General features: G+C 58.2%; 19 protein-coding genes and 1 tRNA gene. 11 read left to right on the forward strand and 9 right to left on the reverse strand.

Annotation, left to right across the window (positions count from 1 at the left end; translation table 11 throughout):
• Positions 1 to 16 precede the first annotated feature (16 nt).
• Together OYT1_RS03470 and OYT1_RS03475 are read left to right on the forward strand one after the other, a co-directional pair.
• Positions 17 to 691 (forward strand): hypothetical protein, encoded by a 675-nt coding sequence (locus OYT1_RS03470; RefSeq protein WP_062625317.1) that lies wholly within the window; start codon positions 17 to 19, stop codon positions 689 to 691.
• Between the two features lie 120 nt (positions 692 to 811).
• The gene (locus tag OYT1_RS03475; protein ID WP_062625316.1) at positions 812 to 2,806 is read left to right on the forward strand and encodes a UvrD-helicase domain-containing protein; all 1,995 of its coding nucleotides are present in this window, start codon (positions 812 to 814) and stop codon (positions 2,804 to 2,806) included.
• 73 nt (positions 2,807 to 2,879) lie between these two features.
• Here the strand turns inward: OYT1_RS03475 and OYT1_RS03480 are convergent.
• The 3 genes from OYT1_RS03480 to ppsA form a co-directional block, all read right to left on the reverse strand.
• Positions 2,880 to 2,970 (reverse strand) — tRNA-Ser (locus OYT1_RS03480).
• A 61-nt stretch (positions 2,971 to 3,031) separates the two neighbouring features.
• Positions 3,032 to 3,802 (reverse strand): hydroxyacylglutathione hydrolase, encoded by a 771-nt coding sequence (gene gloB, locus OYT1_RS03485; protein WP_062625315.1) that lies wholly within the window; start codon positions 3,800 to 3,802, stop codon positions 3,032 to 3,034.
• Positions 3,799 to 6,171: a phosphoenolpyruvate synthase gene (gene ppsA, locus OYT1_RS03490; protein WP_062625314.1), complete on the reverse strand. Its 2,373-nt coding sequence runs from the start codon at positions 6,169 to 6,171 to the stop codon at positions 3,799 to 3,801. The genes gloB and ppsA overlap by 4 nt, the downstream gene beginning before the upstream one ends.
• Positions 6,172 to 6,367: 196 nt before the next feature.
• Here ppsA and OYT1_RS03495 point away from each other — a divergent pair, with 196 nt between their 5' ends.
• Entirely contained in the window at positions 6,368 to 6,751 is a 384-nt protein-coding gene (locus OYT1_RS03495) for a rhodanese-like domain-containing protein (protein ID WP_062625313.1), read from the forward strand.
• A gap of 2 nt (positions 6,752 to 6,753) precedes the next feature.
• Here the strand turns inward: OYT1_RS03495 and OYT1_RS03500 are convergent, their stop codons facing one another.
• The 4 genes from OYT1_RS03500 to OYT1_RS03520 all read right to left on the reverse strand — a co-directional run bounded on the left by OYT1_RS03500 (position 6,754) and on the right by OYT1_RS03520 (position 12,094).
• Complete coding sequence (locus OYT1_RS03500; RefSeq protein WP_062625312.1) at positions 6,754 to 8,817, reverse strand: sodium:solute symporter family protein; 2,064 nt, start codon at positions 8,815 to 8,817, stop codon at positions 6,754 to 6,756.
• Positions 8,817 to 9,074, reverse strand: a complete 258-nt coding sequence (locus OYT1_RS03505) for a DUF4212 domain-containing protein (protein ID WP_062625311.1) — start codon at positions 9,072 to 9,074, stop codon at positions 8,817 to 8,819. Before OYT1_RS03505 ends, OYT1_RS03500 begins: the two co-directional genes overlap by 1 nt.
• A 101-nt stretch (positions 9,075 to 9,175) precedes the next feature.
• Positions 9,176 to 9,592, reverse strand: a complete 417-nt coding sequence (locus OYT1_RS03510) for a hypothetical protein (protein ID WP_062625310.1) — start codon at positions 9,590 to 9,592, stop codon at positions 9,176 to 9,178.
• 828 nt (positions 9,593 to 10,420) lie between these two features.
• On the reverse strand, positions 10,421 to 12,094 hold the full coding sequence (locus OYT1_RS03520) for an MFS transporter (protein WP_062625308.1): 1,674 nt from the start codon (positions 12,092 to 12,094) through the stop codon (positions 10,421 to 10,423).
• 213 nt (positions 12,095 to 12,307) lie between these two features.
• Here OYT1_RS03520 and OYT1_RS03525 point away from each other — a divergent pair, with 213 nt between their 5' ends.
• Together OYT1_RS03525 and OYT1_RS03530 are read left to right on the forward strand one after the other, a co-directional pair.
• Positions 12,308 to 12,982, forward strand: a complete 675-nt coding sequence (locus OYT1_RS03525; RefSeq protein WP_062625307.1) for a response regulator — start codon at positions 12,308 to 12,310, stop codon at positions 12,980 to 12,982.
• A 63-nt stretch (positions 12,983 to 13,045) separates the two neighbouring features.
• Positions 13,046 to 14,425, forward strand: coding sequence for a sensor histidine kinase (locus tag OYT1_RS03530; RefSeq protein WP_172588505.1), 1,380 nt, complete (start codon positions 13,046 to 13,048; stop codon positions 14,423 to 14,425).
• Here the strand turns inward: OYT1_RS03530 and OYT1_RS03535 are convergent.
• Positions 14,399 to 15,529, reverse strand: coding sequence for a cupin domain-containing protein (locus OYT1_RS03535; RefSeq protein ID WP_062625305.1), 1,131 nt, complete (start codon positions 15,527 to 15,529; stop codon positions 14,399 to 14,401). The genes OYT1_RS03530 and OYT1_RS03535 overlap by 27 nt on opposite strands.
• 86 nt (positions 15,530 to 15,615) lie before the next feature.
• Between OYT1_RS03535 and OYT1_RS03540 the strand changes: the two genes are divergently transcribed.
• From OYT1_RS03540 to pth, 3 genes are all read left to right on the forward strand, one after another.
• Positions 15,616 to 16,086, forward strand: a complete 471-nt coding sequence (locus OYT1_RS03540; protein WP_062625304.1) for a peroxiredoxin — start codon at positions 15,616 to 15,618, stop codon at positions 16,084 to 16,086.
• The gene (locus OYT1_RS03545) at positions 16,083 to 16,568 is read left to right on the forward strand and encodes an FKBP-type peptidyl-prolyl cis-trans isomerase (protein ID WP_062625303.1); all 486 of its coding nucleotides are present in this window, start codon (positions 16,083 to 16,085) and stop codon (positions 16,566 to 16,568) included. Before OYT1_RS03540 ends, OYT1_RS03545 begins: the two co-directional genes overlap by 4 nt.
• A 104-nt stretch (positions 16,569 to 16,672) precedes the next feature.
• Positions 16,673 to 17,245, forward strand: coding sequence for an aminoacyl-tRNA hydrolase (gene pth / locus OYT1_RS03550; RefSeq protein ID WP_062625302.1), 573 nt, complete (start codon positions 16,673 to 16,675; stop codon positions 17,243 to 17,245).
• 9 nt (positions 17,246 to 17,254) lie between these two features.
• Here pth and OYT1_RS03555 read toward each other — a convergent pair whose 3' ends face one another.
• Complete coding sequence (locus OYT1_RS03555) at positions 17,255 to 20,296, reverse strand: efflux RND transporter permease subunit (RefSeq protein WP_062625301.1); 3,042 nt, start codon at positions 20,294 to 20,296, stop codon at positions 17,255 to 17,257.
• Positions 20,297 to 20,408: 112 nt separating this feature from the next.
• On the opposite strand from OYT1_RS03555, the gene ribBA reads away from it, so the two are divergent.
• From ribBA to nusB, 3 genes are read left to right on the forward strand one after another with little or no spacing between them, the layout of a single operon-like run.
• Entirely contained in the window at positions 20,409 to 21,494 is a 1,086-nt protein-coding gene (ribBA, locus tag OYT1_RS03560; protein WP_062625300.1) for a bifunctional 3,4-dihydroxy-2-butanone-4-phosphate synthase/GTP cyclohydrolase II, read from the forward strand.
• A 9-nt stretch (positions 21,495 to 21,503) separates the two neighbouring features.
• Entirely contained in the window at positions 21,504 to 21,956 is a 453-nt protein-coding gene (gene ribH / locus OYT1_RS03565) for a 6,7-dimethyl-8-ribityllumazine synthase (RefSeq protein WP_062625299.1), read from the forward strand.
• Complete coding sequence (gene nusB / locus OYT1_RS03570; protein WP_062625298.1) at positions 21,953 to 22,405, forward strand: transcription antitermination factor NusB; 453 nt, start codon at positions 21,953 to 21,955, stop codon at positions 22,403 to 22,405. The genes ribH and nusB overlap by 4 nt, the downstream gene beginning before the upstream one ends.
• Positions 22,406 to 22,419: the final 14 nt, after the last annotated feature.

Consider the following 22,419-nt stretch of genomic DNA (forward strand, 5'->3'; position numbering starts at 1 on the left):
GTTGGAGAATGCTGAAATGTATCTACCGCAGGCCGCTGAGAATTTAGCTCAAAGGTATGAGAGACAAGCGGTGCTGCGTGCTCTAGTTCAACTAATTCCATTTAATATGGGTTCGGCGATTGATACCGCAGTGCTGACCCGCCTTCAAACGGTGCGCGCTGAACGAGCAAGGGAATTTTTCGATGAGTTAGCCAAGAACGAAAGTAGGCTCACCCCAGAGTTGCTGGAATCCAACGAATTCTTGCATTGTTTCTATACGACATCTGAGGCAGCCCTCCGTACAAGTCAGTTTGAAAAAATCCGCATGTTCGCCCGCCTCCTCAGTGAATCGATGCAGCAAGGAATGTTTTCAGATATCGATGAATACGAAGAGCTTCTAGGCATCTTAATTGACTTATCGAATCGGGAGTTGACAGTACTAATTCTCGTCAATCGATACGAAACAGCCTACCCAAAGATTGACGGTGAAAATGAGTTGCAACGAGCGAATCGTTATTGGGACTCTCTCGTTTTAGAACTTTCTCGAACCCTCAGTGTACCTTCAGAAGAGGTTGATTCCATACTTCTACGTTTGAATCGCAGTGGTTGCTATGAAACTTTTACCGGTACGTATTGGGACTACACGGGTGGTAAAGGGAAAACCACACCACTATATAGGCGTATAAAATCGATTGCGCTTGATGCTGACTAATCGGCAAGGTAGGGCGCAATAAACGAAGTGCATTGCGCCGCATGTCTGAATCATCCGGTGTAATGCACTTCGTTTATTGCACCCTACGTTAAATCTTCGCCCAACCATTTCCCGAACTCAATGTTAAACAAACTCAATCCGGCGCAGCGCGAAGCCGCCAAGTATCTCGATGGCCCTTTGTTGGTGCTGGCGGGGGCGGGCAGCGGCAAGACGGGCGTGATCACCCATAAGCTGGCGTATCTGGTGCGACAGTGCGGCTATGCGCCGCGCAACATCGCCGCCATCACTTTTACCAACAAGGCGGCTAAGGAGATGCGCGAGCGCGTCGCTAAGTTGCTGGATACGCGCGAGGCCAAGGAGCTGACCATCAGCACATTCCACTCGTTGGGGATGCACATTCTGCGCGAGGAAGCGCCGTTGCTTGGGTACAAGAAGGCGTTCTCCATCTTCGACTCGGCGGATTGCGCCAAGATCATTTCCGAGTTGCTGGGCTCGCCGGACAAGCAGGACATCCGCGAGGCGCAGTCGCAGATCTCCAACTGGAAGGCGGGCTTTATCGACCCCGCGCAGGCGACCAGCTTGGTCGAGACCGAGGCCGATCAGCGGCTGGCGCTGCTGTACGGCCGCTATCAAGAGACGCTGCGCGCTTATCAGGCAGTGGATTTTGACGACCTGATCCGCTTGCCGGTGGAGCTGTTTCGCACTCACTCCGAAGCGCTGCAACGCTGGCAGAGCCGCTTTCTGTATCTGCTGATCGACGAGTATCAGGACACCAACGATTGTCAGTATCAGATGACGCGCTTGCTGGCGGGGCATCGCGCGCAGTTCACGGCGGTGGGCGACGACGATCAGGCCATTTACGCTTGGCGTGGTGCCAGCGTGGAGAACCTGCACAACCTGCGCAACGACTATCCGCGCCTCAAAGTCATCAAGCTGGAGCAGAACTACCGCTCGTCGCAGCGCATTTTGCACAGCGCCAACGCGGTAATCGCCAACAACACCAAGCTGTTTGAGAAGAAGCTGTGGAGCGAGCACGGGCTGGGCGATCAGGTGCGGGTGTACGCGGCGCGCGATGACGAGAACGAGGCGGAGTCGGTGGTGTTGCAACTGTCGGCGCATAAGTTCGAGCACAAGACCAAGTTCTCCGATTACGCGATCCTGTACCGCAGCAATCACTTGTCACGCGAGTTCGAGGAGCAGTTGCGCTCGCAGAATATCCCCTACACGGTGAGCGGCGGCACGTCGTTCTTCGAGCGCGCCGAGATTAAGGACATCGTCGCCTACCTGCGCCTGATCGCCAACCCCGACGACGATCCCGCCTTCATCCGCGCAATCACCACGCCCAAACGCGGTGTCGGCAATGCCACGCTGGAAAAGCTCGCCAGCCATGCCGGCAAGCGTCAGATCAGCTTGTTCGACGCGGTGTTCGAGGCGGGGCTGACTGAGCAACTCACCGCTCGTCAGCATGAGGATCTGCTGACGTTCTGCAACTTCATCGCCCGCATGCAATCACGCGCCGAAAATGAAGACTGCGCGCCGGTGATGAACGATCTGCTGACCGCCATCGATTACGAAGGTTGGTTGTTCGATAGCTTAGAGCCGCGACAGGCCGAGGTGCGCTGGAGCAACGTCAGCGATTTCGTCGCTTGGATCAACCGCAAGGGCGAGGCCGACGGCAAGAGCTTGATCGCCATGACTCAGACCATCGCGCTGATGAATCTGCTGGAATCGCGTGAGCAAGAGACCGATGCCGTGTCGCTCTCGACCTTGCACGCCGCCAAGGGATTGGAGTTCGGTCACGTATTCTTGGTCGGCGTGGAAGAGGGCATCCTGCCGCATCGCAACAGCGAATCCCCCGCGCAGATCGAGGAAGAGCGCCGTTTGATGTATGTCGGCATCACCCGCGCCCAGCGCTCCTTGCAGATCAGCCACTGTGCTCGCCGCCGTCGCGGCAAAGAATGGGAAAAGTGCGAACCCAGCCGCTTCATCGCCGAACTGCCGCAAGGCGACATCCAGTTCGCTGGGTTGATGCCGGAAGGCGCGGCACCCGCCGTCACCAAGGAAGCAGGCAAAGCCAAACTCGCCAATCTCAAGGCGCTGCTGGCGAAGGGTTGAGTCGCACGGGGTGTGCGATTGCGGGACCACAAAAGCGAACAAGCGCCTTGGTAGGCGCTTGTTCGTTTGATTCTGGCGGAGAGGGCGGGATTCGAACCCGCGGTGGGGTATTACCCCACACACGCTTTCCAGGCGTGCGACTTAAACCGCTCATCCACCTCTCCGAAAGGGCGCGCAGAATAAACCAGATTACCCATTACTGCAACCGAAATTCCCTCGGCGGGACTAGAAGTTGTTCCGCCATTGCCGTAATGCGGTGAATACAGCGAGTTCGTCCGAGAGGATGTGTCCGGCGTGTGCCTCGGCGTGTTGAATGACGGCAGGGACGGCGCAGCGCAGGAAGGGGTTGCTGGCGTTCTCCAGAGCGATGGTCGAGGGCAGGCTGGGCTGGCCGGCGGCGCGCAGGGCGGCAGTCGCGATCTGCCGTCGGCGGATGTCGGGATTGTCCGGTTCGCAGGCGAGGGCGAAGCGCACGTTGGCTTCCGTGTATTCGTGGGTGCAATAGACGCGCGTCTCGGCGGGCAGGGCGGCCAGTCGGTTCAGCGCGTGGTGGAGCTGGGCGTAGCTACCTTCGAATAGCCTGCCGCAGCCCGCGCCAAACAGCGTGTCGCCGCAAAATACGCCGTCTGCGCCTAGATAGGCGATGTGGCCGCGCGTGTGGCCGGGGATGTCCCACACGGTGAGGCTCAGATCCAATGCGGGTATTTCGATGACCTCGTTCTCACTTACCGGATGGCTGACACCGGCGATGGTTTCGTGGCGCGGGCCGTACACCACGCAGACGGGAATGGCGGCGAGCAGATCGGCGATGCCGTCGGTGTGGTCGTGGTGGTGATGTGTGACCAGAATGGCGACGAGCTCCAGTTGCCGCGCTTTCAGGAAGGCCAGCACGGGCGCTGCATCGCCGGGATCGACGACAACGGCGTATCGCTCATCGTGCAATGTCCAAATGTAGTTGTCGCGGAAAGCGGGCAGGGGCGTGATGGTGAGGCTCATCGAGATTTTCCGTGTTCTGCCAGTCGCCGCCAGGTATCCACCAGCGTATCTGGATTGAGCGACATGGTTTGGATGCCGATCTCCATCAGCCATTGTGCGAAGTCGAAGTGATCCGACGGCCCCTGGCCGCAGATGCCGACGTATTTGCCGAGGCGGTTGCAGGTGCTGATCGCCATCAACAACAAGGCTTTGACTGCCGGATCGCGTTCGTCGAAACGATCGGCTACCAAGCTGGAGTCGCGGTCCAAGCCCAGTGTCAGTTGAGTGAGGTCATTGGATCCGATGGAGAAGCCGTCGAAGTATTGCAAGAAGTCTTCTGCTAACAGCGCATTGGACGGAATCTCGCACATCATGATGAGGCGCAGGCCGTGCTCGCCGCGCTTCAGGCCGTGGTGTTCCAGCGTGGCGACGACTTCGCGCGCTTCGCCGACGGTGCGCACGAACGGGATCATCACTTCCACGTTGGTATAGCCCAGCTTTTCGCGTACCCGCTTCATGGCGCGGCACTCTAGCTCGAAACAGTCGGCGAAGTCGGCGGCGACATAGCGCCCCGCGCCCCGGAAGCCGATCATCGGGTTCTCTTCGACCGGCTCGTAGCCTTCACCGCCCAGCAGTTTGCGGTATTCGTTGGACTTGAAATCGGATAAGCGCACGATCACTGGCTTGGGCCAGAACGCTGCCGCCAGCGTAGCCACGCCTTCGGTGATCTTTTCCACGTAGAACTCTTCTGGGCTGGAATAGCCGGCGGCGCGTTCCGTCACGGCGCTCTGTAATTCGGAGGACAGCGCGTTGAAATTCAGCACGGCCTTGGGGTGGATGCCGATCAGATTGTTGATGATGAATTCCAGTCGAGCCAGACCTACGCCCGCCGATGGCAGTTGCGCGAACTCGAACGCCAGCGTTGGATTGCCGACATTGAGCATCAGCTTGACTGGGATAGTGGGCAACTCGGCGTTGCTCTGGGCGACGATTTCGAACGGCAGCTCGCCGTCGTAAACATAGCCGGTATCGCCCTCGACGCAGGAGACGGTGACGGATTCGCCATCCTTTAGCATGTCGGTGGCATGGCCGCAACCGACGATGGCGGGAATGCCTAGTTCGCGAGCGATGATGGCGGCGTGACAGGTGCGCCCACCGCGATTGGTGACGATGGCGGCAGCCTTTTTCATCACCGGCTCCCAGTCTGGGTCGGTCATGTCAGTGACTAGAATGTCTCCGGCACGCACCTTATCCATTTCGGCGGCATGGGCGACGATGCGCACCTTGCCTGATCCGATCTTCTGACCGATGGCACGCCCTTCGATCAGCACATTGCCGCGCTGTTTCAGCACGTACTTTTCTGCGCCGCCCCGCAGCATGACCGACTTCACGGTTTCTGGCCGTGCTTGCAGGATGTACAGCTGGCCGTCCAGTCCGTCCTTGCCCCATTCGATGTCCATCGGGCGACCGTAATGCTGCTCGATGGCGACAGCGTAGCGCGCCAGTTGCAGCACGTCCTCATCGCTCAGGGAAAAGCGCGACTGTTCGGCTGCCGGTACGGGCTCGATACGGGTGGAGCGACTGGTGGAGCGCTGCTCGTCGAATACCATGCGCTGTTGCTTGGAGCCTAGACTGCGGCGGATCAGCGCAGGGAATCCCGCCGCCAGTTGCGGCTTGTGGACGTAGAACTCGTCGGGGTTCACTTCGCCTTGCACTACCATCTCGCCTAAGCCATAGGCCGACGTGATGAATACCGCGTCGCGGAAACCGGACTCGGTGTCCAGCGTGAACATCACGCCCGAGCTGCCCAGATCGGAGCGCACCATGCGCTGGATGCCCGCCGATAGCGCGACCTCGGCATGTTTGAACCCCTTGTGGACGCGGTAGGAGATGGCTCGGTCGTTGTAAAGCGAGGCGAATACGGCGCGGATCGCTTGCAGGATGTTGGCGATGCCGTGGATGTTCAGAAAAGTCTCTTGCTGGCCGGCAAAGGAGGCATCGGGTAAGTCCTCTGCCGTGGCCGAGGAACGTACGGCGAAACTGCCTTCGTCCGAGCCCGCGAGATGTGCGTAATGCTCGCGTATCTCCGCCTCCAGGCGCGGCGGCAGTGGTGCGCTGATGATCCAGCTGCGTATCTGCTTTCCCGCATCTGATAGTGCGGTCACGTCGGCTACATTCAGGTTCGCCAATCGTTGAGCGATACGCTGATCCAGCCCGTCGTGAGCCAGAAAGTCGCGATATGCCTGAGCCGTCGTCGCGAAGCCGCCGGGAACGCATACGCCGGACGAACTCAGCGTGGCGATCATCTCGCCCAGTGAAGCGTTCTTGCCGCCTACTTCGGGCAGATTGGCCATGCTCAGGGACTGGAATGGAATGATGTACGCAACCATGATCTTCTCCTGTGCTGTTGATCTGTCGGTGCCGAGCGTAACTCATCTCGATGCGCCCAATCGTGATGATACCCGCCTGCGCGCTAACCATCAGGGGGATAGCACGAGAGCGGGTGGATGGTGTAGTTTACGTCCCCTGTGTCGGCGCGGCGTTGGTCGCGGCTGGCGAGGATCAACTACTGCAAGGAGATGACATATGACGATTACCCCGCAACAACTGGTCGCCGAGGCCAAAGCGCAGATCCGCGAAACCGATGTGGCCGGTGCTGCAAAGCTATTGAACGAAGGCGTGCTCTGCTTGGATGTGCGCGAGCCTGCCGAATATGAAGCGGGAAGTTTGCCCGGCGCGATCAACTTGCCACGTGGCGTGGTCGAGTTCCGCATCGGCGAGCATCCGGCCTTTGCGGATAAGTCGCGTCCAGTGGTGGTCTATTGCAAGACCGGTGGACGCTCTGCGCTGGCGGTGCTCAATCTGCAACGCATCGGTTTTACCAGTCTGGTTTCCATGTCCGGCGGGGTCGAGGCGTGGGGGCAGCAAGGCCTGCCGCTGGTGAAAGACACGACCCGTTACGGCGGCTGAATCTAGTCGTTTTCGGGGCTGCGGAGGGCATCCACCCAATCGCGCATGCACTGATCCGGCGCGGCAGTCAGCAGGCTGCCGATGACCACGCCAGCGATGCCCGCCGGCATCCCGAAGATGCCCGCCGAGATTGGATTGATGCCCCACCACAGCGCTGCGTTAATGCCAAACAGTGGGTAAGTGGCGAGCATGTAGCCTACGCATACCAGCAAGCCCATCGTCATGCCCAGCACCGCGCCGCTGCGGTTGGCCCGTTTCCAGAAGATGCCTGCCACCAGTGCAGGAAAGAAAGCCGAAGCAGCCAGAGAGAATGCCGCGCCGACCAGTAGCAGGATGTCGCCCGGCTTGAGCGAGGTGACGTAAGCCGCGCACAGGGCGACGATGAGCAACAATCCTTTGGAGATGATCAGCCGACGTTTGGGTGAGGCGCTGGGATCGACCATCTTGAAATACACGTCGTGCGAGAGTGCATTGGCGATGGTCAGCATCAGCCCGTCGGCAGTGGAGAGCGCCGCCGCCAATCCGCCTGCCGCCACCAGCGCCGTCACCACGTAAGGCAATCCGGCGATCTCGGGCGTCGCCAGCATGATGAGGTCACCGCCGATGCTGATCTCGGCCAGTTGTACCGTGCCGTCATGGTTGAGGTCGTTGATGTTCATCAGGCTCTTGTCCACCGAGGCCCACGCTGAGACCCAGCCGGGCAGTTCGGAAAAACTGGAACCGACCAGCAAGGTATAGACATCGTACTTGGCCAGCACGGCCAGCGCGGGCGCGGTGATGTACAGGATGGAGATGAACAGCAACGACCAAAACACCGAGACGCGGGTCTCTTGCACCGAAGGCGTGGTGTAGTAGCGCATCAGCAAATGGGGCAGGGCGGCGGTGCCGACCATCAGGCACAACACTAGCGCGAGGAAATTGTTGCGCTTGGCGTCGCGTGCCTCTTCGCTAGCTCCGGCAAACGGTTCGGCATGTGCGGTGATGGGCGCGGCTTTAGCTCGGGCGGATTCGGCAGCGGCGCGCCAAGTACTGCGGGCGGCGGCGATGTCAGGAGGGAATTCGGCGAGCTTGCGGCGCGCTTCAGCTAGTGCTTCCGTATCGAGGGGGGAAGCGAGCTTGAGTTGGTCGATGTGCTGCTCCAATCGACGACGCTCCATTGCCAGATATTCTTTGCCGCCTGCATCGAGCGCGCGCAAGCGGTCTTCCGCTGCGGACTGAGTCTGCCGGTGGATAGTCCGCACCTCCGCTTCGCGTGCGCCTTCCGGCGTGGTTGGATCGTTCAGCACCTGTTCGCGCGCCGTGACTTGTTGCAGCGCGTAGCTGTACGCGATCTGCGGTACTGGATTGCCAGTGTGCGTGACCGACAGCCACACCACCGGAATGAGATAAGCCACGATGATGATGACGTATTGCGCCACTTGCGTCCAAGTCACGGCGCGCATCCCGCCGAGGAAGGAGCACAGCAGAATGCTGCCCAGCCCGACAAATACGCCGATGCCGAAATCCAGCCCGGTAAAACGGCTGACGATCAGCCCCACGCCGTAGATCTGGGCGATGACGTAGGTGAACGAGCACAGAATGGCGGCGAATACGCCGATGGCGCGTGGCAGATTGCCTCCGTAGCGTTCACCGAGGAAATCGGGAATGGAGTACTGGCCGAAGCGGCGCAGATAGGGCGCGAGCAGGAAGGCGACTAGGCAAAAGCCGCCCGTCCAGCCCATCACGAAGGCCAGCCCGTCGTAGCCGGAAAGATACAAGGTACCCGCCAGCCCGATGAAACTCGCCGCCGACATCCAATCCGCTGCTGTCGCCATTCCGTTGAACAGCGCGGGCACGCGCCGTCCGGCGACGTAGTATTCGGTGAGGTTGGAGGTGCGCGACAAGATGCCGATACCCGCATACATCAACACTGTCGCACCGAGGAAGATATAGCCCAACACTTTGTTGGGTACACCCATCTGTTCGAGGATGGCGAGCATCACCACAAAACCGATGAAGCCGCCCGCGTAGTGCGAATAATAGCGGCGGAGTCGCGCCACGAAGTTGGCTTGGTTTGCGTCAGACATCAATCGTCCTCACTCCCAGCAGCGCACTCGGCATCCAGCTTGCCCATGCGCCAAGCGTAGTAGCCGACCAGCAACACATAGACCAGCAACGCCCCTTGCGCGCCCATGTAGAACGGCAGCGGAAAGCCCAGTACGGTGATGTCTTGCAACTCGCGCGCGAACCCGCTCACCAGAAACGTGGAGACGAACCATGCGGCCAACAGCCAAGCTGTCAGCGTGCGACTCGTGTGCCAGTGGCGTGTGTTGGATTGCGGCATGATTTCCCCGTAGCGGCAAGCGGCTGAAGCGCCACTCGCCGAGGCGGGAAGATACCAGATTACAGAGGGTATGGCTTGAGTCGAATCGGCGGAAATCAGGCTCAGACTGCTCCAGTTTCTTTGGGTTGGGGCGCTTTGCGAAGTACGGTTTCCCTTGAATGGAAGCGAGCTTTGCCGGAGGTTACATGGGCTTCATATGACTCAAGTGATACAGCCTCAAGTTCTGGGACATGAGCAAGCGCCTGCTCGGCAGCCGCGCGGACTTTTCTTCTTTCATTCTCGCTGGTGAGCCCGTAAGTGACGAAGACGACGAGACCGTGGCGTGCTGGCCGGAAGGCATAGGTCTTGCCACCGGGCGCCGGAACTGAATTACTGTGCAGCGGCAGATTGCCATATTGAGCCGCGATGTACTCGGCAGCCCGAGTCGCAAGCGCACGCTCTTCCTTCGTGGCCTCGTCCCAGACCGCGTAGAGCCCGAAAAGCAGGGCACTAAGAATGATGATGAACGTGATACGCATGATCTCTTTGGCCTAAGGAATGAAGGAGACTTTTTCGTCGCGAGGGCAGAGCAAACTCATCCGATGACACCACCCGATAGTTTTGGGACTCGGCTAGACGTATCGCATCTTCGACGGAGGCGCATCGAAGTACAGGCGGACGATGCTCTGGGTGGGCGGTTAGGTAGGGTAGGCATTTCATGCTGGAATATTTTCAGGAAACCGTGATCTATACCGTGTTGTATCCCCTGTTATTTCCTCGGTGTTACTGATCCCTATCTACTTCGACAATATTCGGCCTAATTCATTTGAAATCGGAATAATAAGAACCAAAACTGCCACAACATAAATCATCGCGAGCAGTATATCCAAATCAGGAAAAACATACGCCAACAAGCTCCCTGCCACTCCAATGGCCTGAGAGATCACGTACTGCCTCCGAAAGATTATGATTTTTGGGAAGAAGTGTAGATACACCCCAATAATACAAAAAGCGAATACCTGTGCGAGTATCCCTTCAATCCACACGCCTCTAATTGTAATGGCAACCGAGCCACCCACCATGTACAACAAAAAATACATGAGCATAAGTCCCCTTCTCAGCACAATTTCCCCCTCCTTACTTTCGAATGCTCATTTATTCACCTAGAAGACCACGGTTTTCATCAAAATAACTCCCCACTTTCTACCTCAACCACTTTGCGCGTAAGCGTATCACTTCCCACCGCCTCGTACAGCGGGTGCGGTTTCTCTGAGTCGCAGATAAATCTTCTGGAGGTTTCTTATGAGGCGAATAAAAAAGCCCCGCCGTTTCCGGCGGGGCTTTGCTTCGCAGCGTCGTGCGTTGAATTAGCGCACTTGATCCAGTCCAACGGAGCTGGAGTGGATGTCCACGTGCGAAGTTTCTTTCACGAAGATCATGCCGATGACGAAGGTCATCAGGGCGAAGCAGATCGGGTACCAAAGACCGAAGTAGATGTCGCCTTTCCAAGCCACCAGCGCGAACGAGACGGTGGGCAGGAAGCCGCCGAACCAGCCGTTACCGATGTGATACGGCAGCGACATGGAGGTGTAGCGGATGCGGGTAGGGAAGAATTCCACCAGCATGGCGGCGATCGGGCCATAGACCATGGTCACGTACACAACTAGCAATACCAACAGGATCAGCACCATGGCGTGGTCGATGTGGTTCGGATCAGCCTTGGTCGGATAGCCGGCTTCGGTGGTCGCAGCTTTCAGTGCATCGCCGAATTCCTTGCTCTTGGCCTTGAAGGTGTCCTTGTCCAGACCAGCGCCTTCAAAGCTCGGCACTTCCTTCGCGCCGACCTTGATCATAGCCACAGTGCCAGCCGGTGCGATCTCGTTCTCGTAAGAGATACCGGCCTTGACCAGCGCGCCCTTGGCGATGTCGCAGGAGCTCAGGAATTTGGCCTTGCCGATCGGGTCGAACTGGAAGGTGCAGGTTGCGGGATCAGCGATCACGTGGATCGGTGAAGTCTGCTGAGCGGTTTCCAGCGCTGGGTTGGCGTAGTGGGTCAGACCCTTGAAGATCGGGAAGTAGGTCAGCGCAGCGATCAAGCAACCGGCCATGATGATGGGCTTGCGGCCGATCTTGTCGGACAGCGAGCCGAATACCACGAAGAACGGAGTGGCGATGATCAGCGATGCGGCGATCAACAGGTTGGCCGTTTGTGCGTCCACCATCAGCGTCTTGGTCAAGAAGAACAAGGCGTAGAACTGGCCGGTGTACCAAACCACGGCTTGGCCGACGACCAGACCGAACAGGGCGATGATGACGAACTTCAGGTTCTTCCATTGGCCGAAGGATTCAGCGATCGGAGCCTTGGATTGCGTACCTTCGGATTTCATCTTCAGGAAGGCAGGCGATTCGCTCAGCGACAAACGGATCCACAGCGACACGCCCAGCAGCAGGATGGAAACTAGGAACGGCACGCGCCAGCCCCAAGTGTCGAAGTCCGGGCCGGTGATGTTGCGGGTGACCAGAATCACGATCAGCGACAGGAACAGACCGAGTGTGGCTGTGGTCTGGATCCATGCAGTGTATGCGCCGCGCTTGTTCTGCGGAGCGTGTTCTGCCACGTAAGTCGCTGCGCCGCCGTATTCGCCGCCCAGTGCCAAGCCTTGCAACAGGCGCAAGCAGACTAGGATGACCGGAGCTGCGATACCGATGCTTTCGTAGCTAGGCAACAGGCCGACCACGAAGGTGGACAAGCCCATGATGAGGATGGTGACGAGGAAGGTGTACTTACGACCGACCAGATCGCCCAAGCGACCGAACACCAGCGCACCGAACGGACGCACGGCGAAGCCTGCCGCGAATGCCATCAGGGCAAAGATGAAGGCGGTAGTTTCGTTCACGCCAGAGAAGAATTGTTTACTGATGACAGCTGCGAGCGAGCCGTATAGGTAAAAGTCGTACCATTCAAAGACGGTACCGAGCGAAGAAGCGAAGATAACCTTACGCTCTTCCTTGCTGATGCGATGTTTCGCTGCTGTGGTCATTTATTCCCCCTGTCAGTTTTGGTATTAGAAACGGAAATCGGTCACGCTTTTTGTGTGTCGAGCGGTGTTCGGTCTTGGATGCTTTGCCGTTTGGATATTTTCCGCTAGGCAATTACAATCAATCCCTGACAAACGCCTCGACCTAGCCGATATGCCTACTCCGTCTGGCTCGCGAGCTTACTGGCATTAACTTACGCGAAACTTACATTCATCATGCGCATACTGATAGCTGAAGATGACGAGGTGTTGGCCGACGGACTTTCCCGCTGCATGCGCTCGTCGGGCTATGCCGTTGACCTCGCCCGGCATGGGGCGGAGGCCGACTCACTGCTCAAGGGGATGCAACCTTTCGATCTGGTCATCCTTGATCTGGGCTTGCCGATACTGGATGGGTTCACGGTCTTGCGCAATCTGCGTGGGCGTAATTGCCGCGTGCCCGTCATCATCCTCACCGCCCGTGATCATGTCGCTGATCGAGTCAAAGGTTTGGACTTGGGCGCAGATGACTATCTGGTCAAACCTTTCAGTCTGGAAGAGCTGGAGGCTCGGGTGCGCGCGTTGTTACGTCGTGGTTTGTGCGGCGTGAATCCCATGCTTTCCTGTGGAAAGTTGACCTTCGATACGGTCGCGCGCCGGGCGCTGATCGGCGATCAGTTGATCGAATTGACGACCCGCGAGTTGGGTATCCTGGAAGCGCTGTTGCAACGGACCGGTTGGGTGGTCAGCAAGGAGCAACTGTTGGAACGGCTATACAGTTATGCCGAAGAGGCCAGCAACAATGCCATTGAGGTCTATATCCACCGGTTGCGCAAAAAGACCGAGGCGGCCGGCATCACCATTCGCACCATCCGTGGATTGGGATATGTCATCGACCAAACACCGCCCTGAGCGCTGACTAGCGCCATCCCACGCAATATGGAGAGCTACGTCCCATCCTTGCGCAGTTACCTGATGAACAGGTTGCTGACGTCCTTGTATCTGCTGTGGTTAGTCAGCACCGTCGTGGGGTATTTCGCCACCATCAATTATGCCAATCAGCCTTACGACATGGTGTTGCTGCAACGTGCCCAAGCGGTGGCGGATCAGCTCAAGTTAGGGAGTGGCCACGAAAAGTTGGAGCAGGTCTTGGAGTTGCCCGACGGCTCTGACCCCGTGATGCCGGATCGCATCGTCTATACCGTGAGTGACAGCGAAGGGCGCAAGCTGGCGGGAACGGCGAGTCTCTCCACGCCGCTTTCCTATCGTCGCAGCAAGATCGGCGCGGTGTTCAGCAATGGCGAACGTGGTGGCGAAAAGACCCGCACGGTGAGTTTGGTCTATCCTGATCCCGCTGGCGTGCGGGTGCTGCAACTCCATGTTTCCGAGACCACGCACCAGCGGCAGGCGCTGATACGCGGCATTTTGGCCAACATCGTGATCCCGCAACTGTTGTTGATCCTGTTGGCTGTGGCGGCGGTGTGGTACGGGCTGAAAAAAGGATTGCTGCCCTTGGAGCGCTTCCGCAGTGAGGTGGCGGCGCGAGCACGTGGCGATCTGAGTCGCTTAGACGAGGCGCGTGCACCTGTCGAGGTGCGCCCGTTGATCGATGCGGTGAACGATCTGCTGGAACGGCTCAAGCAAGTGATGTCGGCGCAGCAGCGATTTGTGGCGGATGCCGCTCACCAACTGCGCACTCCCTTGGCTGGGCTGAAGACGCAGGTCGAATTGGCTTTGAGGGAAAGCGATCCGGTGCGTCAGCAACGCATCCTCGAATACGTGTTGACCAGCGCCAAACGCTCTAGTCACCTCATCAAACAGTTGTTGATGCTGGCGCGTAACGAGCCGGGCGGGCAGGGCGTGGAGGCTTTTCTGCCGCTCGATTTGGAGCAAATCGCTCGTGAATGCACCATGCACTGGGTCCCGTTCGCGCTGGAGAAGGACATCGACCTAGGCTTCGAAGAAGCGCATACCTCAACGGACATTCTTGGCGATGCCGATAGCCTAGGTGAGATGCTGGGCAACTTGATCGACAATGCCATTCGCTACACGCCCCGAGGCGGGCAGGTTACGGTCAGCGTCAAACATGATGGCTCTCACGTGTGCCTGCACGTGCAAGATGACGGCCCCGGCATTCCGCTCGAGCATCATGCTTTGGTGTTCGAGCGTTTCTATCGCGTGCTAGGGAGTGGGCAAAGCGGGAGTGGTCTGGGCTTGGCTATCGTGGCCGAAGTCGCCAAGCGCCACGATGCCGAACTGCGTCTGGAGTCGGGAAACGGCGAGGCGGGTTGCCGCTTTGTGGTCCGTTTCCCGTTAGCCGAGAAGCAGTTAGAGCTTAGCGGCCCCCGGAGCTAGGTAGCCGTCCAGATACCAAGGGTGGAGCAGTTCGAGCAGGGCGGCGGATGGCTCGGCCGCAGGTAGCTCGCGGTTGTCGGCCAGTTGGCGCAGTAATTCGTAAAGCTCGCCGCTGACGGGTTCGGCTTCGCCGTTGATGAACACGGTCGAGCCACGGCACAGCATCTGGGTCTTTAAGTTGAGGCTCACGCCGTGCTTGATCACCGCTTGCTTGAACTTGCTTTCAGTAAGCGCCGGCTCGGGTGGCTCGAAGTAGATGTGCGGCTTGGGTTCGGACAAGTAGCAGCCAAGGAAATTGGCGATGTCGTCCTTGTCCCAGCGGATACGATTGACGGCATCCGCCACTTGATCCAGCATGGCATCGCCGATCTCAGACGGATGTTGTTGCAACTCCAAGGCAGGGTCGGCGTAGATGCCTTCGACCTCGATGCGATCTTGCAGATAGACCAGAAACTGCTCACCCAACTCCTGAAACGCTGGCGTACGGAAGCCGATGGAGTAAGTCATGCAGTCGTCTTCGGCGATGCCGTTGTGGGCGCATTGTGGCGGCAGATAGAGCATGTCGCCCGCTTCCAGCACCCACTCTTGTTCCACTTTGAAATCTTTCAAGATGCGCAACGGCGCACCTTCGATCAGCGTGCGATCTTCTTGGGTGGAGATCTGCCAGCGTCTATGCCCCAACCCTTGTAGTAGGAACACGTCGTAAGCATCGAAATGCGGTCCCACGCCGCCGCCCTTGGGGGCGTAACTCACCATCAAGTCATCCAGCCGCGCATGGGGGATGAAGTTGAAGTGCTTGAGCAACTCCGTACCCTCGGGCAGGAAGTGATTCACACCTTGCACCAGCACCGTCCACTGGCCACGCAATTTCCAAAGTTTCTCGCGCTCGAACGGCCCGTGAGCCAGTTTGAAGTTGCCGCGAGTCTGTTGTACCAGCCGCGCTTGTGCATCCTCTAGGCAGGCCAACTCTTGTAGCTGGAGTGGGTCGAGCAAGCCCTTGAACTCAGGAAAAGCCTGGCGGATCAGCAGCGGTTTCTTTTGCCAGTAATCACGCAGGAACTCAGTGGCGGTCAGCCCGCCGAGGAAAGAAAGTGGTGTATTCATGGGCGGAATTATAGCCGTGCCATCGTCACGCAAAAATAATTTTGGCTCGAAAGAATTCGGATAGAATGCCCCGCAGGAGGTAATTTATGCAGTTACAAGCTGGAACCGAAGCGCCGCATTTTGAATTGCCGGATGCTGATATGAAGACCTTCAGTTTGGCGCGCAAACAGGGCAAGAAGAATGTCGTGCTGTACTTCTATCCCAAAGATGACACGCCGGGCTGCACCATCGAAGCCAATGAGTTCACTGACCTAGTCGATGAATTTACGAAGCACGACACTTTGCTGGTCGGTGTTAGTCGTGATGATTGTTTGAGTCACGCGACATTCCGCGACAAACACGGTCTGTCCGTGCAGTTGCTGGCCGATACCGAATCACGTGTGTGTAAAAAATACGGTGTGCTGTACGAAAAGGACGTGGACGGGCAGAAGAAGATCGCCCTGCAACGCTCCACCTTCGTGATCGATAAACAGGGCAAACTCCGCCATGCGTTGTACGGCGTACAAGCGCGTGGACACGCCCAAGAAATTCTCAAACTGATTAAGGAACTGGAATGAACATCGCCAAAAACACCATCGTCTCACTGACTTACCAATTGACCGACGCCGCTGGCGAAATGATCGAAAAGATCGGCGAGCCCATCAGCTACCTGCATGGCGGCTATGACGGCATCTTCCCGCTGGTTGAGGAAACGCTACATGGCAAGGCCGTGGGTGACCAAGTCACCGTTACATTGACGCCTGATGATGCCTTCGGTGAATATGAGCACGACATGGTGCGCGTTGAGCCACGTGATCTGTTTCCCAAGGAGATCGCTGTCGGCATGCAGTTCGAAGGTGGCGAAGAAGAGGGCGATGACGAAGATTTCGAGCTATTCACGGTGGTAGAAGTGACCGACAAGGAAGTGACACTGGACGGCAATCACCCGTTGGCTGGCAAGACGCTGACCTTCGCTTGCACCGTTACCGGCGTGCGTCCGGCAACAGCTGAAGAGTTGGAGCATGGTCATGTACATGGCGAAGGTGGTCATCACCACTAAGCTTTGCGTTTGAGACCAAGCCCGCGCAAGCGGGCTTTTTTTGGCCATCCGTCTGGGCATTTCGTGAATAGGTGTGATGGAGTAATTGAAGCAGAGGCAAGCGCATGAGCGCAATCAAACTAATCGTCGGACTCGGCAATCCGGGGCGTGAATATGAAGCGACCCGTCATAACGTGGGATGTTGGTGGGTGGATGAGTTCGCGCGCATCCACGGTCTGACGTTCAAAATGGAAACCAAGTTTCACGGTTTTGTGGCGCGCGGGCAGGTGCAGGGGCACGAAATCTGGCTGTTGAAACCGCAGACCTTTATGAACTTGAGTGGCCGAGCAGTGGGCGCGTTGGCGCAGTTCTACAAGATTGAACCGGCACAGATACTAGTGGCGCATGATGAGCTTGACCTGCCACCGGGTAGCGTCAAGCTAAAGCTTGGCGGCGGGCATGGCGGTCACAACGGGCTCAAGGACATCGCCGCCCATCTCGGTCCGAACTACTGGCGGCTGCGCATCGGTATCGGCCATCCCGGCGACCGCTCGCTGGTATCCGCTTACGTACTCAACGACCCGCGCCGCGAAGAGGCTGAGCTGATCGGCATCGCCCTATCGCGTGCTCAAGACGTCGCTAAGCTGATCGTCGAAGGCAAGCAGGAAGCCGCGATGCTGAAGTTGCATACGGCCTAACGCTCCGGTTTATTTCTCTGGACTCACTCGGAACCACGCCGCATACATTGCAGGTAGCGCAAGCAGGGTCAATAGCGTTGCAACCAACAATCCACCCATGATGACGATGGCCATCGGTCCCCAGAATACGCTGCCGGTAAGTGGGATCATGGCGAGGATGGCGGCGGCGGCGGTGAGCAGGATGGGGCGAGCGCGGCGCACGGTGGAGTCGATAATGGCATCGTGGCGACTCAGGCCCAGCGCCATGTCCTGTTCGATCTGATCCACCAAGATCACCGAGTTGCGCATGATCATTCCAGCGAGCGAGATCATCCCCAGCATGGCGACGAAACCGAACGGCACGTGGAAGGCGAGCAGGACGGCAGCAACGCCGATCACGCCCAGCGGGGCGGTGAGCAATACCAGTGCGACTTCGCTGAAACGGCGCAACTGGAGCATCAACAGCGTCAGGATGAGAAAGCCGGTGAGCGGCAGCACGGCAACGATCGAGTCGGTGGCCTTGTCGCTGTCGGCCATCGCGCCTGCAACTTTGATCTGGTAGCCCGGCGGCAGTTTGGCGCGGATGTCGGCCAGCTTCTGGTCGATGGTCTGGCTTACGTCGGGGGCTTGAATGTCATCCGGGATGTCAGCGCGCACGGTGACGATGGGCTGGCGATTCATGCGCCAGAGGATGCCGGCTTCGGTGTTCGATTCAATCTTGGCGAAGCGGGCGAGCGGCACCGTCTGCCCGTTTTCGCTGATGACGCTGAGTCGGCTCAGAATGTTCGGGGCGGTGCGCTCACTCTCGACACTGCGCAGAATTACGCCGATTTGTTGCCCACCCTCGCGCAGGGTGGTGACTTGATAGCCCGACAGCGTGGCTTGCAGATGGCGGGCCAAGCCGTTGGTATTTACGCCCAGCGTGCGTGCGGCATCTTCGTCGATCTCTACCCGCAGCGATTTCAACGGTTCATCCGAGTCCTGACTGGCGTTCTTGGTATTCGGATTCGCCTTGACCACGGCTAGCACGTCGCTGGCGATGGCACGCAGGCGCTCGGTATCGTCACCCATGATCCAGAATTGGATGGGATAACCCACCGGAGGCCCATTCTCCAATCGCGAGATGCGGACACCCGAATCTGGATACTCCTTGTCTATGGTGCTGCGGATGCGCTTGAGCACCTCTTCGCGAGCCTTGATGTCGTGTGCTTCGATCACGATCTGGGCGTAGTTGATCGTGGGCGGTTGCAGGTCGAGTGGCAAATAAAAGCGCGGCGAGCTGCCTCCGACGTAGCTGGTGTATTGAGCGACGGCTGCATCGTCCTTAAGCAACTTCTCGACTTCATCCACGACCATTTCGGTGAGCGCGAAGTTGGCACTTTCCGGCAGCCAGATGTCCAGCAGCAACTCGGGGCGCTCAGAGGGCGGGAAGAATTGCTGCTCGACCTTGCTGAAGCCGATGAGCGCCAGCATAAATGCGGCCAGCGTGGCGAGGATGACGCTTTTCCGCCAGTGCAGACAAGCAATCACCACGTTGCGAAATCCCGCATAGAAGCGGCTGCGGTACTGCGGAGTTTCCTGATCAGCATGCTCGCTCAGTAAGTGAAAGCCGATGAAGGGCGTGAACACCACGGCGACCAGCCAGGACACCAGCAAGGCGATGGTGACCACGGCACAGATCGAGAAGGTGTATTCGCCCGCTGAAGATTTGGCCAAGCCCACGGGCAAGAAGGCGGCGGCGGTGATGAGCGTGCCCGTGAGCATGGGGAAGGCGGTGCTGCGGTAGGCGAACACGGCGGCGCTGGCGCGACTCCAGCCTTGCTCTAGCTTCACCTTCATCATCTCGACGGCGATCATCGCGTCATCCACCAGTAAGCCGATGGCGATGATGAGCGCGCCGATGGAGACGCGTTGCAAGTCGATGCCGAACACTTTCATCAGCAGAAACGTGCCTGCCAGTACGATGGGAATGGACAGGGCGACCACCAGCCCTGCGCGCCAGCCTAGACTGAGGAAGCTGATCGCAAGCACGATCAGCAGGGCTTCGCTCAACGCTTTCATGAAGGTGCTGATGGACTGCTTGACGACTTTGGGTTGATCGCTGATCTGGTGGAGGTGCATCCCCTGCGGCAGATGGCTGCGGACGTGGGCGAGTGTGGTCTCCAAGCCGTGGCCAAATTCGATCACGTCACCGTTCGGCTGGGCGGCGACGGCAAGGCCGATGGCGTTTTGCCCACGATACCTCATCTTGAAGCGGGCCGGATTCTCAGTGCCCTGAGTGATCTGGCTGAGGTCGCCTAGCTGGTGGGTCTTTCCGCGAGCGGTGATGGTCAGGTTTTGCAGGGCGGCGAGATTGACTAGCGGGCTGCTCAGGCGGATGCGCGTGGTGTCGTCCTGAGTGACGATCTCGCCCGCTGACTCCAAGGTGCTGTGCGACTTGATGGCAGCGGCGATCTGCATAGGCGCGATGCCGAGTGTCGCCAGCTTCGCTGCCGAAAATTCGATATAGACTTTCTCCGGCTGGGTGCCGATCAGCTCGACTTTGCTGACAGTGGACAGTTGTAGCAGCGACTGGCGCGCTAGGTCGGCCTCATGTTCTAGCGCTGCGTAATTGGGCTGGTCAGCGGTGAAGGCGTAGATGGCGCTGTAGGTTGTGCCATATTCGTCGTCGATGAACGGGCCATTCACGCCCTCTGGGAGTGTGTCACGCATGTCAGCCAAGTGTTTGCGCACCGTCATCCAAGCGTGTTCCAGCTCGGCAGGCGGCATCTCGTCCTTGAGTGTGACGAAGATCGTGCTCTCGCCTGGCTTGGAATAGCTGCTCACGTTGTCCAGCCAAGGTGTCTCTTGCAAGCTGCGTTCCAGCGTGTCGGTGACTTGCAGCTCCATCTCGTGCGCAGTCGCACCCGGCCAAGTGGCCTTGATCGTCATCACTTTGAAAGTGAAATCTGGATCTTCCTTTTGCGGTAGCTGGGTGTAGGCGAGGATGCCTGCGGCGAGTGTCACGAATAGGAAATACAGAACCAGAACTTGGTTCTTGATTGCCCATTCGGAAAGATTTGTGTGCTTCATTATTGGATTCAGTGCGCGCGCGCTGATTTTTGTGGCGGCATTATAAGTGGTATTGCTTAACGATAGCTGCTCTAGTGGTAAGATTGCGCCCATTCAAAAATGGCTTGAAATTATGACCGATATAGCACCGATACAAGACATCATCGCCGAAATGCGCGCTGGACGCATGGTGGTGCTGGTGGATGAAGAAGATCGTGAGAACGAGGGCGATCTGGTTTTTGCGGCTGATTTTGTTACACCAGAAAAGATCAACTTCATGGCGCGCTTCGGGCGTGGGTTGATTTGCCTGACGCTGACCGAGGCGCATTGCAAGCAACTCGACCTGCCACTGATGGTGCGCGAGAACGGCTCGCCGCTGGGCACTAACTTCACGCTATCCATCGAAGCGGCCACCGGCGTGACCACCGGTATTTCGGCGGCGGATCGTGCTCGCACCATTCAGGTCGCGGCACATCCGCGCGCCACCTCTGCCGACATCGTGCAGCCGGGTCACATTTTCCCGCTACGCGCTAAGAATGGCGGCGTGCTGGTGCGCGCAGGTCACACCGAAGCAGGTTGCGATCTGGCACAACTGGCTGGGCTGACACCGGCGGCCGTGATCTGCGAGATCCTCAAGGACGACGGCGAAATGGCGCGCCTGCCGGATCTGGTGACGTTCGCTAAACAACACGGACTGTTGATCGGCGCAATCGCTGACCTGATCGAGTATCGCAATCATAACGAGCGCTTGGTCGAGCGCGTCTCCAGTCGTCCTATCCAGACGGCTTACGGTCAGTTCGAGTTGGTCAGTTACCTAGACCAAACCTCGCAGCGCGCTCATCTGGCGCTGGTCAGGGGCGACATCAAGTCGGATGCCGAGACCTTGGTGCGGGTGCATGAACCCTTATCGGCGCTGGACTTTCTGGAGCAAGTCAGCTTGATGCAAGGCACGAGCGTCCATGACGCGCTGAGCAAGATCAGCCAGTCCGATACGGGTGTGCTGGTGTTGATGCACCACGCAGAATCGGCGCAAGATTTGTTGGCGCGCACTGCGGAAGTGCCGCAAGCCCATCAGGCTGCCAAGTGGGATGCTCGCAGTTACGGCATCGGCGCACAGATATTGCGCGATCTAGGCGTTGGCAAGATGCGTTTGATCGCCACGCCACGCAAACTGCCCAGCATGACTGGCTTCGGGCTGGAAGTAACCGGTTACGCATAAAGGAATAGCATGAAAGAGATCAGTATCAATCTGAATGGCACAGGGATGCGCATCGGCATCGTGCAGAGTCGCTTCAATGATGTGGTGTGTGAAGGTTTGTTGGCGGCGTGTCGCGCACGGCTGGTGCAGCAGGGGGTGAAGGAAGACGACATTCTGCTGGCAACCGTCCCCGGCGCGCTGGAGATTCCGCTGGTGCTGCAAACGATGGCACAGAGCGGCAAGTTCGACGCGCTGATCGCGTTGGGTGCGGTGATTCGTGGCGACACTTACCACTTTGAAGTGGTGTCGAACGAGTCCGCGCGCGGTGTGGGTGAGGTGCAAGTACATGGCGGCGTGCCTATCGCCAACGCGATCTTGACGACCGATACCGATGAACAAGCCGAAGTGCGGATGAGCGTCAAAGGCGCGGAAGCTGCGTTGGTAGCCATCGAAATGGCGAATCTGCTGAAAGCGATCAAATGAGTGAAGTAAAGAATTCGGCTCCGGCCAAGAGTGCGCGCCGTCGCTCACGTGAGTTGGCGATGCAAGGCGTCTATCAATGGCGCTTGTCCGGCGAGGACATCACAGCCATCGAGCAGATGACTAAGGATGAGAAAAGTCTAGGGCGTTATGATGTTGAATTTTATAGCGACTTGCTGCGCGGTACGCTGAACCGCACGGAGATTTTGACCGAGGCCATCGCGCCGCATCTGGATCGCCCTGTGTCCGAGCTCAGTCCAGTGGAATATTCGGTGTTGATGCTTGGAGCATATGAGTTGGCGCATCATCCCGAGATCCCCTATCGTGTCATCATCAACGAGGAAGTCGAACTGGCCAAGACCTTCGGCGGCAGCGACGGCCACAAGTTCGTCAACGGCGTGCTGGATAAGCTGGCTGCGCAGTTGCGTGCGACGGAAGTCGCCGCTAAATAACTCGCGGCGGCGGA

Origin of the sequence: Ferriphaselus amnicola (assembly GCF_000974685.2) — a bacterium.
GTDB lineage: Bacteria > Pseudomonadota > Gammaproteobacteria > Burkholderiales > Gallionellaceae > Ferriphaselus > Ferriphaselus amnicola.